Below are 13,052 nucleotides of genomic sequence, written 5' to 3' on the forward strand. Positions count from 1 at the left end.
GGATCAATCATGCTGTATATTCTCGCACTCCTGATTGGCGTCGTTGCGGGCCTTCGTACCATGACAGCGCCCGCCGCCGTCGCCTGGGGCGCTTGGCTCGGCTGGCTGCCGGTCGCCGGCACCTGGGCTGCTTTCATGGGTCACTGGGTCGCCGTCGGCATCTTCACCGCCCTGGCCATCGTCGAGCTTGTCGCCGATCAGTTGCCGTCGACGCCGAGCCGCAAGGTGCCGCAGCAGTTCGGCGCGCGCATCGTCTCGGGCGCCTTCACCGGCGCTGTGATCGGCGCGACCGCCGGCGCCACCATCGGCGGCCTGATCGCCGGCGCAATCGGCGCGGTGATCGGCACGCTGGGCGGCGCCGAGCTGCGCAAGCGCCTGGCCATCACCCTCGGCAAGGACCTGCCAGCCGCCCTTATCGAGGACGCGGTGGCAATCACCGGCGGCCTGCTGATCGTGGCGGCAGTGGCATGACGGCAAAGACATTCGACACCATCATCATCGGCGCCGGACAGGCCGGCCCGCCGCTCGCCGGCCGGCTGACGGCGGCCGGCATGAGCGTGGCGCTGATCGAGCGAAAACTGGTCGGCGGCACCTGCGTCAACACCGGCTGCATGCCGACCAAGGCCATGGTGGCAAGCGCCTATGCCGCGCATCTCGCTCGCCGCGCCGCCGACTACGGCGTGACGCTCTCCGGTTCGGTCGGCGTCGACTACAGGGCGATCAAGGCACGCAAGGACAAGGTGTCGAACGACGCCCGCGGCAATCTCGAAAGCTGGATTGCCGGCATGGACCATTGCACGCTCTATCGCGGCCATGCACGCTTCGTCACCGCCAACACGGTGCGCGTCGGCGATGATCTTCTGACCGCCGAAAAAATATTCCTCAACACCGGCGGCCGCGCCTCGGTGCCTGACCTGCCAGGCGTCAACGACATTTCGTACCTGACCAACTCATCGATGATGGACCTCGACGTGCTGCCGCGCCATCTGGTCGTCGTCGGCGGCAGCTACGTCTCGCTCGAATTCGCGCAGATGTTCCGCCGCTTCGGCTCAGAAGTCACGGTGATCGAAAAGAGCCCGCGGCTGATCGCCCGCGAGGACGAAGATGTCTCGGCCGCCATTCTGTCCATCCTCGAAAACGAAGGCATCACGGTCCATCTCGGCGCCGACGAAATCAGATTCGCCAAGCAGGGCAACGAAATTGCTGTGACCTTCACCGCCGGCAAGGCGCCGGCGGTCGGCTCGCATGTATTGCTGGCGCTGGGCCGGACGCCCAACACCGACGATCTCAACCTCGACAAGGCCGGCGTCGAGGTCGACAAACGCGGCTTCATCGTCGTCGACGATCAGCTGCGCACCAGCGTGCCCGGCATCTGGGCGATGGGCGACTGCAACGGCAAGGGCGCCTTCACCCACACCTCCTACAATGACTACGAGATCGTCGCCGCCAATCTGCTCGACAACGATCCGCGCAAGGTGAGTGACCGCATCGAGGCCTATGCGCTCTATACCGACCCGCCGCTCGGCCGCTGCGGCATGACCGAGACAGCGGTCAGAAAGTCCGGCCGTCGCGCGCTGGTCGGCCTGCGGCCGATGACCCGCGTCGGCCGCGCCGTCGAGAAAGGCGAGACGCAAGGTTTTATGAAGATCCTGGTCGACGCCGACACCAAGGAAATCCTCGGCTGTTCGGTGCTCGGTCCCGGTGGCGACGAGGCGATCCATTGCGTCCTTGACCTGATGTACGCCAAGGCGCCGGTCAGCACGCTCGCGCGGGCAACCCATATTCACCCCAATGTCTCGGAACTTCTGCCGACCATCGCCCAGGAGCTGAAGCCGCTGGCATAGGCCGCTCTGCATTCACCGCAGGCGGCAAACGCGCAACGCAGTCGCGATCCGCTGTCCATTTTTGCAATGCTGCATTGCAGCAATCGCGCTTGTGCACGGGGCAGCTCTGCCGACAGTCTCAATTTTGAACCGATTCAGTCCGGACCTCCCATGCCCCTGCCGATCCTAGCGCTTGCCATTGCGTCCTTCTGCATCGGCACCACCGAATTCGTCATCATGGGCCTGCTGCCCGAGGTCGCCGCCGACCTCGGCGTCTCGATCCCCTCGGCCGGCCTGCTGGTCACCGGCTATGCGCTCGGCGTCGTCTTCGGCGCGCCGGTGATTGCGGTGGCCACCGCACACATGCCGCGCAAGCCGGTGCTGATCGGCCTGGCAATGTTGTTCGTCGTCGGCAATCTATTGTGCGCGATCGCACCCAATTATTGGCTGCTGATGGCGGCGCGCGTCTTCACCGCTTTCGGCCATGGCGCCTTCTTCGGCATCGGCTCGGTCGTCGCCGCCAGCCTGGTGCCGCGTAACAAGCGGGCCAGCGCCATCGCGCTGATGTTCGCCGGTCTGACCCTGTCCAACATCCTTGGTGTTCCCGGCGGCACAGCACTCGGCGAAGCCTACGGCTGGCGCGCCACCTTCCTGGCCGTGGTCGGGATCGGCCTTATCTCGGTCGCAGCCATTGCCTGGCTGGTGCCCGCCGGCATCACCCAACCGAGCGGCGGCGGCCTGCTTGGCGAGGTGCGCGTGCTCGGCAAGCTGCAGGTTTGGCTGGCGATGCTGATCTCGGCGCTGGCGTCGGCCAGCCTGTTTGCCGTCTTCACCTACATAAAGCCCTATCTCACCGACGTATCCGGCCTGTCGACCGCGACCGTGACCTGGGTGCTGCTGCTATTCGGCGGCGGCATGACCATCGGCAACATCATCGGCGGCAGGCTGGCCGACTGGAAATTGATGCCGACGGTGATCGGCACGCTTTTGATGCTGGCGCTGCTGCTCGTCGGCTTTGCCGAATTCGGCGCCATCGCAGCCGTGGCCGTCTTCATCGTTTTCCTGTGGGGTCTGCTCGTCTTCGTCATCGTGCCGCCTTTGCAGATCCGCGTCGTCGAAGCGGCCTCCGAAGCGCCGAACCTCGCCGCCACGCTGAACCAGGGCGCCTTCAACATCGGCAATGCCGCGGGCGCCTGGGTAGGCGGCGTGGCACTTTCGCTGGGCGTGTCCTATGCCAATCTGCCGCTGGTCGGCGCGGCGCTCGCCCTGCTGGCGGTCGCCGTGGCGGTGATGTCGCAGACGTTGGACCGCCAGTTGCTGGTGACGCACCCCGCGCAACAGTTGCGCCCATAGCGCAGCAGACTGGACCAATCGACAGCGTATCGGCGAAAGGGCATGTGTTCGGCCTCTTTCCTGGAGGAGTATCATGCAGAAATCGATCGAGCGCATCGCCGGCGACAGCGAGGGCGTTTCCTACGAATTCCCGGTCTTCCGCTTTGACGGCAGCGACAAGGCAGCACCCTCAGCCTATCTGCAGGCCGCACTGCATGCCGGCGAACTGCCGGGCGTCGTCGCCATCGACGCGCTGATGCCGATGCTCGAAAGGGCCGGAGCGGAAGGCCGCATCAAGGGCAATATCACCGTCGTGCCCCAAGCCAATCCGATCGGCCGCGCCCAGTATCATTTCGGCGAGCATCAGGGCCGTTTCCACTTGGGCACGCGCACCAACTTCAACCGCGGCTTTCCGCTGCTGGCGGCGCCGGACACGACGCTCTTGCCGGACACCACGCTTGGCACGGCCGATCAGCGGCTGAAGACGCGGCTGCTGCAGCTGTCGATCGGCCACGACATCGTCCTCGACCTGCACTGCGACGACGAGGGCCTCGCCTATCTCTATGTCCACACCAGCCTGTGGCCTGAAATGGCGGATTGTGCGGCCGCCATGGGCGTCGACGCGGTGGTGCTGTGGGATGAGGACACCGACGGCACCTTCGAAGGCGCCTCGATCACGCCGTATCTGAACGTCCCCGCCGATGTGGCGCGGTTTGACCGGCGCGTCGCCACCACAGTCGAGTATCGAGGCATGCTCGACGTCGATGGCGCTCTGGCCGCTTCCGATGCCGAAGGGCTCTATCGGCTGCTGGTGGCGCGCGGCGTGATCGTGGATCAGGCCCTGCCCGCGCCTGGCAGCCTTGCCGGCCCCAATTCTTTCACCGGTATCGTCGCACCGCTCGAGAACATCGACATGATGCCAGCGCCCCGGGCGGGTGCGATCCTTTATGACGTGAAGCCCGGCGACCGTGTGGAAAAAGGCGCACTGCTCGCCAGCATAGTCCATGCGCCGGGTGAAGCCGGTGGCCGCACGCAGGTGTTCGCGCCGCAAGCGGGCATCATCCTGACGCGGCGGTCCCGGCGCATCATCCGTGCCGGCGAAGATCTGCTGAAGCTGGTCGGCGACAGGAAGAGCGCCGATGCAAGGTCGGGAACGCTGGAGGATTGAGGGCTCATGCCCTTCTCCATGCCCTCCATTGAATCCAGTTGCGCGGCCGTTCAATCGCCGCTATTGGAATCGCCATGAACATGCGCTCGATCAAGACCGTTTGGTGGTGGGCTCGCTGACAGCGGCCTGTTCGAACGCGTGCGCGTGAAAATAGAAGGTGGCCGCAACGGAATGTCCGGGCGGCCATTTGTTTTTTCAAGCCATGCCCGGGTCCGTTGCCCCAAGACGCTGATACCCAGACGCTGATGGAGACGGCAATGACGACGAAAATTCTGGAGAACGGGGCGGAGCGCTTCGTCACGGCGGGTGGCGTGACGATTACCCGCGAGCGCCACGACCGGCCCTATGAAGGCGCGATCGACGGCTATATCGACGGACTGAATGCGCGCCGCGGCGCCGTGTTTTCCTCGAATTACGAATATCCCGGCCGCTACACGCGCTGGGACACCGCCATCATCGACCCGCCGCTGGTGATCTCGGCGCGCAGCCGCGCCATGCGCATCGAGGCGCTGAACAGCCGTGGCGAGATGCTTCTGCCGGTGATCGGCAAGGCGCTCGGCGGCCTTGACGACGTGACGATCGCCGAGACGTCGAAGAGACTGATCCGCCTCGATGTGGCCAAGCCTGGCCGTGTCTTCACCGAAGAAGAACGCAGCCGCGTTCCCTCCGTCTTCACCGTGCTGCGCGCCATCACCGCTCTGTTCAAAACGGAGGAAGACGCCAATCTCGGCCTCTATGGCGCCTTCGGCTACGATCTCGCCTTCCAGTTCGATCCGGTCGACTACAAGCTCGAGCGCCAGCAAAGCCAGCGCGACCTGGTGCTGTTCCTGCCCGACGAGATCCTGGTCGTCGACCACTATTCGACCAAGGCCTGGACCGACCGCTACGACTATTCGGGCGAAGGGTTTTCGACCGAGGGATTGCCGCGCGACGAAATCGTCGAGCCGTTCAAGACCGCCGACCGCATCCCGCCGCGCGGCGACCATGAGCCCGGCGAATATGCCAATCTGGTGCGCAAGGCGATGGAGAGTTTCAAGCGCGGCGACCTGTTCGAGGTGGTGCCCGGCCAGATGTTCTATGAGCGCTGCGAGACGCCGCCTTCCGCCATCTCCCGCAAGCTGAAGACCATCAACCCCTCGCCCTATTCCTTCTTCATCAATCTCGGCGAGGGCGAATATCTGATCGGCGCCTCGCCCGAAATGTTCGTGCGCGTCAACGGCCGCCGTGTCGAGACCTGCCCGATCTCCGGCACGATCAAGCGCGGCGACGACGCCATTTCCGATTCGGAGCAGATCCTGAAATTGCTCAATTCGAAGAAGGACGAATCCGAGCTGACCATGTGCTCGGACGTCGACCGCAACGACAAGTCGAGGGTCTGCGACCCAGGCTCGGTGCGCGTCATCGGCCGCCGCCAGATCGAGATGTATTCGCGGCTGATCCACACCGTCGACCACATCGAGGGACGGCTGCGCGAAGGCATGGACGCCTTCGACGCGTTCCTGTCCCATGCCTGGGCGGTCACCGTCACCGGCGCGCCGAAATTATGGGCTATGCGCTTCATCGAGCAGAACGAGAAGAGCCCGCGCGCCTGGTATGGCGGGGCGATCGGCATGGTCAATTTCAACGGTGATATGAACACCGGCCTGACGCTTCGCACCATTCGCATCAAGGACGGCATCGCCGAGGTGCGCGCCGGCGCCACGCTGCTCTTCGACAGCATTCCCGAGGAAGAAGAAGCCGAAACCGAATTGAAGGCATCCGCCATGATCTCCGCCATCCGCGACGCCAAGTCAGGCAATGCCGCCGACACCGAGCGCGCCACCGCGCGCGTCGGCGACGGCGTCAACATCCTGCTCGTCGACCACGAGGACTCCTTCGTCCACACGCTGGCCAATTATTTCCGCCAGACCGGCGCCAATGTCTCGACGGTGCGCACGCCTGTGCCGGACGAGGTCTTCGACCGGCTGAAGCCAAACCTGGTCGTGCTGTCGCCTGGCCCCGGCACGCCGAAGGATTTCGACTGCGCCGCCACCATCAAGCGGGCCCGCGCGCGCGACCTGCCGATCTTCGGCGTCTGCCTCGGCCTGCAGGCGCTGGCTGAAGCCTATGGCGGGGAGCTGCGGCAATTGCACGTGCCGATGCATGGCAAACCGTCACGCATCCGTGTGTCGAAGCCGGGCATCATCTTTTCCGGCCTGCCCAAGGAAGTGACGGTCGGCCGCTACCACTCGATCTTCGCCGATCCGGTCCGCCTGCCCGACGGCTTCATCGTCACCGCCGAGACGGAGGACGGCGTCATCATGGCTTTCGAGCACACCAAGGAGCCGATCGCCGCGGTGCAGTTCCACCCGGAATCGATCATGACGCTCGGCCACAATGCCGGCATGCGCATCATCGAGAACATCGTTGCGCATCTGCCGCGCAAGGCCAGGGAAAAGGCGGCTTAGCCCGAGGGGTTCGTGTTGGGATTTCTTCCCCAGTGACCACAGCTGAAATCAAGTCGACGGCGAAGAAGAGGGTCGCCAGCCTCGCCTTCTGGTCGATCATCGTCGCTTGCGTCGTGCTCGGCCTGAAGCTGGCGGCCTGGCACGTCACCGGTTCCGTGGCGCTGTATTCGGACGCGCTGGAATCGATCGTCAACGTCATTGCCTCGGCCGCCGCCTACTGGGCGATCCAGGTCAGCTTCAAGCCGGCCGACCAGGATCATCCGTTCGGCCACCACAAGGCCGAATATTTCTCGGCTGTTCTGGAGGGCGTGCTGATCGTGCTGGCAGCCCTTCTGATCCTCAACGAAGTGTGGTGGTACTGGCAGCATCCCGCCCCGCTCGAACAGCCCTGGACCGGCCTCGCAATCAACGGCGTCGCGACGGTGATCAACGCCTTCTGGGCCTGGACGCTGATTCGTGCCGGCCGTGCCGAGAAGTCGCCGGCTCTGGTCGCCGACGGCAGGCACATCATGACCGACGTGGCGACCTCGGTCGGCGTGTTCATTGGCCTGGTCGGTGCCGTGCTGACCGGCTGGCAAATTCTCGACCCGGCACTTGCGGTCATCGTGGCGCTGAACATCCTGTGGCAAGGCTGGCACGTGATCGGCTCGTCGATGAACGGACTGATGGACCGCGCCGTCGACACGCAGGAGCACATGCACATCCGCGACGTCATCTCGGCCAATTGCAAGGGAGCGCTGGAGGTTCACGATCTCAAGACACGCATCGCCGGCCGCGCCACCTTCATCGAGTTCCACCTGGTCGTCGATGCCGGCATGTCGGTGGGCGCCAGCCACGTCATTTGCGACCGCATCGAGGACGCGCTGAAGGCGGAAATCCCCTCGGTGCGTGTCACCATCCATGTCGAGCCCGATGACGAGGCAAAACTGCCCAAGGGCACGACGGCCGTGCCGTTCGCGTGAGGCGGCGAACGTCGATGGTCCCTTTCAGGGACGATCGCACATCCTAGGGATTGGTCGCACATCCATCCCTTCCTCATCCCAGGCCTGCGCTCCGCTTTGCGTTCGTTCCGCCCTAACTCAGGCTCAGCTAGGCACTCTCTTCCTCCACTTTCGCAGCCGCGTGCTGAAGTAGGCTCGCGGACCAAAAGGCAATGTCGGCCGGCCGGCGGGCCGTTCCTGACCGCGCTCGTCGGTCACCTGATGCACGAATTGCATCAGTCGATAAAACACCGGGGGGTCGCGATCCTTCACGAGGCGGGCGAGTTCGTCAGGTAATGGTTTCGAGCGCCAGGCAAAGTATGCCTCGTATGCCTCGGGCGTCACGATGAGGTATTTCAGATATGCTGCCAGCTCTGCATAGCTGCTGAAGTCTGCAGCGTTGATGTAGGAGCCGGGCGGGGCGAATTCGTGCACGTTCGATGTGCCCAGATAGATCGGCACTGATCCGGCTTCGAAGGCATCGAACAGCTTTTCGGTGACGTAGTCGGTCTCGGTCGAGTTCTCCAATGCGAGGCAGAATTTGTAGCGGGAGACTGTCTCGATCTTCGTCTTGCGGCCGCGATCGGGGCCTTCGACTGTCCTGTTGCGGAAATACCGACCGTATGAATCTATCTTGATGTGTTCGGCCAGGCTCTTCAAGAGATCGAGCCGGCCGCTATAGTTCAAGGGCGCCGATTGGAAGGCTACCACCGGAGCCGCTTCTGTCTTGGCGCCTATAGGCTTTGCGCGCACCGTGTCCCACCACCGGGAATTGGGCAAATAGGGGCACCAAATCTCAGAGCTGCGCTCGTGCGACATCGTGAAGTCGAAGTGCCGCATGAGTTTCTGGTCCTTTATGATTTTGTAGTTTGAGCGGGCTTCCATATACCAGGCTATCCAGTACTGGCCCGGATATCGCCATGCGTCACCAATTTCGCGGAAGTTCGGAATGTGGAAGACGACCGCTGTCGCTTCAGCAATTCTACGCTTGTCTAGGGTAAATTCGCCCGGCAGATCGCATTGAATGGACGCGACGTCGACGGGCTTGCTGAAAAAAGTCGTGTAGAAGAGGACGAGCGGCTCTTTTTTAGGCACGGCAAGCAATGTGGACATCTCAATACTGCTCAATACTGCGGCCTGGGCTGTGTAGCGGTCGACGCTAAAGGCAATTGCGTGTTGCTTGAGCCACCCGCGCGACGATGGCGGTTTTGGTCTGATCCTGATTGCATCCAGGTCCTCGTCATATCCCGCCAATCCCCAAACCGAGAAACGGACCCCTAATCAAGGCGTGCAGGCAGATTGCGGCATCGGCTCGAGCCGGTAGACCTTGTCGTCGGATGCGGTCTCGCCTTCGGCCGCCTTCGAGCATAGGTCGACGATCGGCAGGCTGCTGTTGGGATTGGCCAGCATCATCGTGCCGTTGGCGCCGCGGCGCAGATAAATCTCCCTGGCCGCGATGTCGCAGGAAAAGTCGCTCGTCTTCGCGCTCGCCACACAGCGCCACTGGTCCGCTTCCCCTTCACAACTGTAGCTCTGCGTGACCTTGGCAGCCTTGTGGCGCGTGGTGACGGAAACGGCAATGTCGGCACCATCAGGCCAGCTTGCCGGATCGCCATCCATAGCGAAGGAGGCCAGCTCGATCGGGCCTCGGAAAACCCGGATAGTCTGGGTAGACTGAGCGGGATGCGAGCCAAGATGCGCGGCATCGTAGTCGCGCCCGTAGCAGAAGGGCTGGTCCGGCTTCAGCCGCTCACGCAGCGGTGCTCCCAGCGCCGGATCGATCGGATCGATGCGCGCGAATTCGACCTTGCAGGTCTGCGCCGGCATGGGGTCGAGCCGAAAGCCGTCGTCTTCTGTGCCGAGTGCCTGCCTGGTAAACTCCTTTTCGCCAAGTTCATCCTCGGCGCCGGCATCGAGATAAAGGTTGCGCTGCACGCCGGAGATGATCAGCCGGCCTTTTTCATCGAGGTTGAGCGAGGCCATGGTGCGGTCGCATTCCATGCCGCAACGGATCTCGCTCGACTGCGGATCGTCCTTGCCGCACCAACCGCCGACCCACTCGGGCTTCTTGGCGCCGCGCACCGTCGTGGCCACGAAGCCGTTGTAGCCGGACGGACCGCTACTCGGCTCCTCGTTCGGATGGCTAACCGGATAGCTGCCATAGTAGAAGAAGATCCGTGCCACCTTCTGGTTCGGATGCGCCTTGAGATGCGCGGCATCGTAGACGCGCCCGAAACAGGCATCCTTGCCGTCCGGGCTGAGTTCGGTAAGCTTGTCGTCGGCAAGGGCCGTGCCGGCAAGTGCGGCAAGCAAGGCGACACCAAGTCCGGCGCCCATAGTGGTCTTCGACGTCATGTGCCCCTCCTCGCCCGACAGGACGTGGCTTCAATTTATGCTAGGATCGGGGCCGAAGCCACGCAATTTGCGAGGCCGGCACAGGAGGATGAAGCCATGCGACGCCGCGATATTTTCCGCGTAGGCCTTGCCGGAGCCGCTGGCCTTTTCGGGCTGCGCCAGGTCGAAGCGGCGGCTGTGGAAGAGGAAAGGCAAAAGGTCGCCTACCACCTCAGCGATCTCGACAAGGTCGGTTTTGTGCTGGGCAACATCAAGAACCACTATGACGGCACCGGCGGCAAGGTCGACATCGTGCTGGTCGTGCATGGACCGGCACTCGCCGCTTTCAAGTCGAAGAGCGCGTCGGCTGGCATTGCCAGCCGTTTTTCCGGCCTCGTTCGCGACGGGCTGACCCCGCATGCTTGCGCCAACACAATGCACGGCATGGATGTTGCGCTCACTGATCTGCTCGATGGCTTCCATGCCGCCGAGACCGGCGGCGTCGTCAAGCTCGCCGAATTGCAGCGCCAAGGCTACGCCTATTTGCGGCCGTGAGCCTCTACGGACTTGAACATCAGGGCGGCCAGGCCCTACGAAGAGTAGATACTCGCCGGAGGAATAGACGTGCCAGCCACCACAACCAGCCTTGTCACCCCCGCCCTGGTCATCCCCGACCTCGCCGGCAAGGCGGTGCTGATCACCGGCGCTTCGACAGGCATCGGGGCCGCACTTGCACTGGCTTATGCCGCGCAGAAATGTCGTGTGGCGCTGCATTACAATTCAAGTCGGGCGGCTGCCGAAAACCTGGCCGGGACCATCCGCAACGGCGGCGGCGAAGTATTCCTCGTCCAGGCCGATTTCTCGATCCCCGCCGATGTCGAGCGCGTCGTCGAGGACAGCGCGCAACACTTCGGCCGGCTCGATGGCCTCGTCAACAATGCCGGCGGCATGCTCGGCCGCGTGCCTTATGCCGAGCTGACCGAAGCGCATTACGACGCGGTGATGGACCTCAACGCGCGCTCCGTGCTGACTGCCTCGCGCAAGGCGATGCCATGGCTGAAGCGCCAGGGCGGCTTCATCGTCAACACCTCGTCGATCGCCGCGCGCAATGGCGCCGGCGGCGGCGCCGGCCTTTACGGATCGGCCAAGGCCTTCGTCTCCAATGTGACTCGCGGCATGGCCAAGGAACTGATCGGCTTCAACGTCCGCGTCAACGCGGTGGCTCCGGGCACCATCGCGACGCCTTTCCATGAGCGCTATTCGACCGACGAGCAGATGAAGGGCATGGTGGCCACCATTCCACAGGGCCGCGCCGGCACGCCCGAGGACTGCGTCGGCGCCTATCTGTTCCTCTCGTCCGCTCTGTTGAGCGGTTACATCACCGGCCAGGTGATCGAGGTGAATGGTGGCCAGTTGATGCCGTGAGCGGCGACCTGCATACTTGTCGCGGAAGCCAACGGAGAATCTGCAATGTACGGTCTGATCGGCAAGATGCGGGCGACGCGCGGCCAGCGCGACGCAATGATGGACGTTCTGCTTGCCAGCACCGGCTCCATGCCGGGCTGCCTGAGCTACATCATCGCCACCGATCCGGCCGATGCCGACGCAATCTGGGTGACCGAGGTGTGGACCGACCAGGCAAGCCACAAGGCTTCGCTGCAACTGCCGGAAGTCCAGGCAGCGATCGCCAAGGCGCGGCCGATCATCGCCGGCTTCGAATTCCAGGTCGAGACCCAGCCCGTAGGCGGCTTCGGCCTGCCCGCCGTCAAAACCGCCTGACGCCTGAGAGCGGACGCATTTTTCGCCATCGCGGGGTTCGCATCTCCCCGCTTCAGGTCTAAGACCGAAAAATGGATTCCCTGCCAGACCAGCCGACCGTCGAACGCATGGCGCGGATGCCCAAAGCCTGGCAGTGGCTGGCCCTCCTGATCTTCTCGATCCTCTTTGCCGGTGCGCTGGAATTCGCCGCCTTGCCGGCGGCGCTGCTGATCGGGCCGATGCTGGCGGCGATCCTGGCCGGCACCAACGGCGCCACGGTGCGTGTGCCGCGCCCTTCGTTCGGCGCCGCCCAGGCGATCATCGGCTGCCTTGTCGCCGGCTCGATCTCTGCCGACATCTTCCCGGTCTTCTACAAGGAATGGCCGCTGTTCCTCGGCACCGTGGTGGCGACCGTCGCGGCATCCAGCCTGCTCGGCTGGCTGATCAGCCGCTGGCGTATCCTGCCCGGCACCACCGCGGTCTGGGGCTCATCGCCGGGCGCGGCCACTGCCATGGTGCTGATGGCCGGCGCCTTCGGAGCCGACCAGCGCCTCGTCGCCTTCATGCAATATCTGCGCGTCATCTTCGTCTCGATGACTGCGGCGATTGTCGCAAAGATGTGGGTCGACACATCGGGCATCGAGATCCCGGCCATCATCTGGTTCCCGCCGATTGATCCAATGGCCTTTGCCGCGACACTTGGCGTGGCGCTCGTCGGCAGCCTCATCGGAAAGCTGCTCAGGCTGCCGTCACCCTTCTTCCTCGGCACCTTCGTTTTCGGCACCGCGGTGCATCTAGGATTAGGCGTGACGATGCAGTTGCCGCCCTGGCTGCTCGCCCTCGGCTATACGATGATCGGCTGGACCATCGGCCTGAATTTCACCAGGGCGATTCTGCGGCACGCGACGCGGGCGCTGCCGCAGATCGTTGGCTCGATCATCATTCTCATCGCCTTCTGTGGCGGCCTCGGCTTCATGATCAGCCATGTGCTCGGCATCGATCCGCTGACCGCCTACCTGGCGACCAGCCCCGGCGGCATGGACAGCGTCGCCATCATCGCCGCCGCCGCACAGCACGTCGACATCTCCTTCGTCATGGCGCTGCAATCGGCCCGCTTCCTCGTCGTGCTGCTGATCGGGCCGAGCCTGGCGCGGCTGGTGGCGCGAAGTCTGAGGGAATAAGGACCTGCCGCGTCTTCCCCGGTATTCGT

At 63.9% G+C, this 13,052-nt stretch carries 12 protein-coding genes; 10 read left to right on the forward strand and 2 right to left on the reverse strand.

Annotation, left to right across the window (positions count from 1 at the left end):
- The first annotated feature begins 9 nt into the window (after nt 1–9).
- From RPG13_RS29150 to RPG13_RS29175, 6 genes are all read left to right on the forward strand, one after another.
- Nucleotides 10–471 carry a DUF4126 domain-containing protein gene (locus RPG13_RS29150; RefSeq protein WP_126105227.1) on the forward strand — a complete coding sequence of 154 codons (462 nt, stop codon included), beginning with the start codon at nt 10–12 and terminating at the stop codon, nt 469–471.
- Nucleotides 468–1,844, forward strand: coding sequence for an FAD-containing oxidoreductase (locus RPG13_RS29155; RefSeq protein ID WP_337126625.1), 1,377 nt, complete (start codon nt 468–470; stop codon nt 1,842–1,844). The genes RPG13_RS29150 and RPG13_RS29155 overlap by 4 nt, the downstream gene beginning before the upstream one ends.
- A gap of 150 nt (nt 1,845–1,994) precedes the next feature.
- The gene (locus RPG13_RS29160) at nt 1,995–3,176 is read left to right on the forward strand and encodes an MFS transporter (RefSeq protein WP_095484183.1); all 1,182 of its coding nucleotides are present in this window, start codon (nt 1,995–1,997) and stop codon (nt 3,174–3,176) included.
- Between the two features lie 73 nt (nt 3,177–3,249).
- Nucleotides 3,250–4,323 (forward strand): succinylglutamate desuccinylase/aspartoacylase domain-containing protein, encoded by a 1,074-nt coding sequence (locus RPG13_RS29165; RefSeq protein WP_095484182.1) that lies wholly within the window; start codon nt 3,250–3,252, stop codon nt 4,321–4,323.
- Between the two features lie 257 nt (nt 4,324–4,580).
- The gene (locus tag RPG13_RS29170) at nt 4,581–6,770 is read left to right on the forward strand and encodes an anthranilate synthase (RefSeq protein WP_095484257.1); all 2,190 of its coding nucleotides are present in this window, start codon (nt 4,581–4,583) and stop codon (nt 6,768–6,770) included.
- A gap of 47 nt (nt 6,771–6,817) precedes the next feature.
- Complete coding sequence (locus RPG13_RS29175) at nt 6,818–7,732, forward strand: cation diffusion facilitator family transporter (RefSeq protein ID WP_292712298.1); 915 nt, start codon at nt 6,818–6,820, stop codon at nt 7,730–7,732.
- A 123-nt stretch (nt 7,733–7,855) separates the two neighbouring features.
- On the opposite strand, the gene RPG13_RS29180 is transcribed toward RPG13_RS29175, so the two are convergent.
- Both RPG13_RS29180 and RPG13_RS29185 read right to left on the reverse strand, forming a co-directional pair.
- Nucleotides 7,856–8,863: a glycosyltransferase family 10 domain-containing protein gene (locus RPG13_RS29180; RefSeq protein ID WP_337126626.1), complete on the reverse strand. Its 1,008-nt coding sequence runs from the start codon at nt 8,861–8,863 to the stop codon at nt 7,856–7,858.
- 168 nt (nt 8,864–9,031) lie between these two features.
- Complete coding sequence (locus RPG13_RS29185; protein WP_292712272.1) at nt 9,032–10,105, reverse strand: hypothetical protein; 1,074 nt, start codon at nt 10,103–10,105, stop codon at nt 9,032–9,034.
- Nucleotides 10,106–10,201: 96 nt separating this feature from the next.
- Here RPG13_RS29185 and RPG13_RS29190 point away from each other — a divergent pair, with 96 nt between their 5' ends.
- The 4 genes from RPG13_RS29190 (at nt 10,202) to RPG13_RS29205 (ending at nt 13,023) form a co-directional block, all read left to right on the forward strand.
- Nucleotides 10,202–10,639 carry a DsrE family protein gene (locus RPG13_RS29190; protein ID WP_127293224.1) on the forward strand — a complete coding sequence of 146 codons (438 nt, stop codon included), beginning with the start codon at nt 10,202–10,204 and terminating at the stop codon, nt 10,637–10,639.
- A gap of 69 nt (nt 10,640–10,708) precedes the next feature.
- Nucleotides 10,709–11,509, forward strand: a complete 801-nt coding sequence (locus RPG13_RS29195) for an SDR family NAD(P)-dependent oxidoreductase (RefSeq protein WP_095484178.1) — start codon at nt 10,709–10,711, stop codon at nt 11,507–11,509.
- 45 nt (nt 11,510–11,554) lie between these two features.
- The gene (locus RPG13_RS29200) at nt 11,555–11,863 is read left to right on the forward strand and encodes a putative quinol monooxygenase (RefSeq protein ID WP_095484177.1); all 309 of its coding nucleotides are present in this window, start codon (nt 11,555–11,557) and stop codon (nt 11,861–11,863) included.
- A 71-nt stretch (nt 11,864–11,934) separates the two neighbouring features.
- Nucleotides 11,935–13,023 carry an AbrB family transcriptional regulator gene (locus tag RPG13_RS29205; protein WP_126105219.1) on the forward strand — a complete coding sequence of 363 codons (1,089 nt, stop codon included), beginning with the start codon at nt 11,935–11,937 and terminating at the stop codon, nt 13,021–13,023.
- Nucleotides 13,024–13,052 lie beyond the last annotated feature (29 nt).

This window comes from Mesorhizobium sp. ISC15, from assembly GCF_037162615.1.
GTDB lineage: Bacteria > Pseudomonadota > Alphaproteobacteria > Rhizobiales > Rhizobiaceae > Mesorhizobium > Mesorhizobium mediterraneum.

Coding starts and splice junctions, on each gene's coding strand:
- RPG13_RS29150 (WP_126105227.1), top strand. CDS start 10: ATGCTGTATATTCTCGCACTCCTGATTGGCGTCGTTGCGGGCCTTCGT.
- RPG13_RS29170 (WP_095484257.1), top strand. CDS start 4,581: ATGACGACGAAAATTCTGGAGAACGGGGCGGAGCGCTTCGTCACGGCG.
- RPG13_RS29160 (WP_095484183.1), top strand. CDS start 1,995: ATGCCCCTGCCGATCCTAGCGCTTGCCATTGCGTCCTTCTGCATCGGC.
- RPG13_RS29180 (WP_337126626.1), bottom strand. CDS start 8,863: ATGTCCACATTGCTTGCCGTGCCTAAAAAAGAGCCGCTCGTCCTCTTC.
- RPG13_RS29165 (WP_095484182.1), top strand. CDS start 3,250: ATGCAGAAATCGATCGAGCGCATCGCCGGCGACAGCGAGGGCGTTTCC.
- RPG13_RS29190 (WP_127293224.1), top strand. CDS start 10,202: ATGCGACGCCGCGATATTTTCCGCGTAGGCCTTGCCGGAGCCGCTGGC.
- RPG13_RS29155 (WP_337126625.1), top strand. CDS start 468: ATGACGGCAAAGACATTCGACACCATCATCATCGGCGCCGGACAGGCC.
- RPG13_RS29200 (WP_095484177.1), top strand. CDS start 11,555: ATGTACGGTCTGATCGGCAAGATGCGGGCGACGCGCGGCCAGCGCGAC.
- RPG13_RS29185 (WP_292712272.1), bottom strand. CDS start 10,105: ATGACGTCGAAGACCACTATGGGCGCCGGACTTGGTGTCGCCTTGCTT.
- RPG13_RS29205 (WP_126105219.1), top strand. CDS start 11,935: ATGGATTCCCTGCCAGACCAGCCGACCGTCGAACGCATGGCGCGGATG.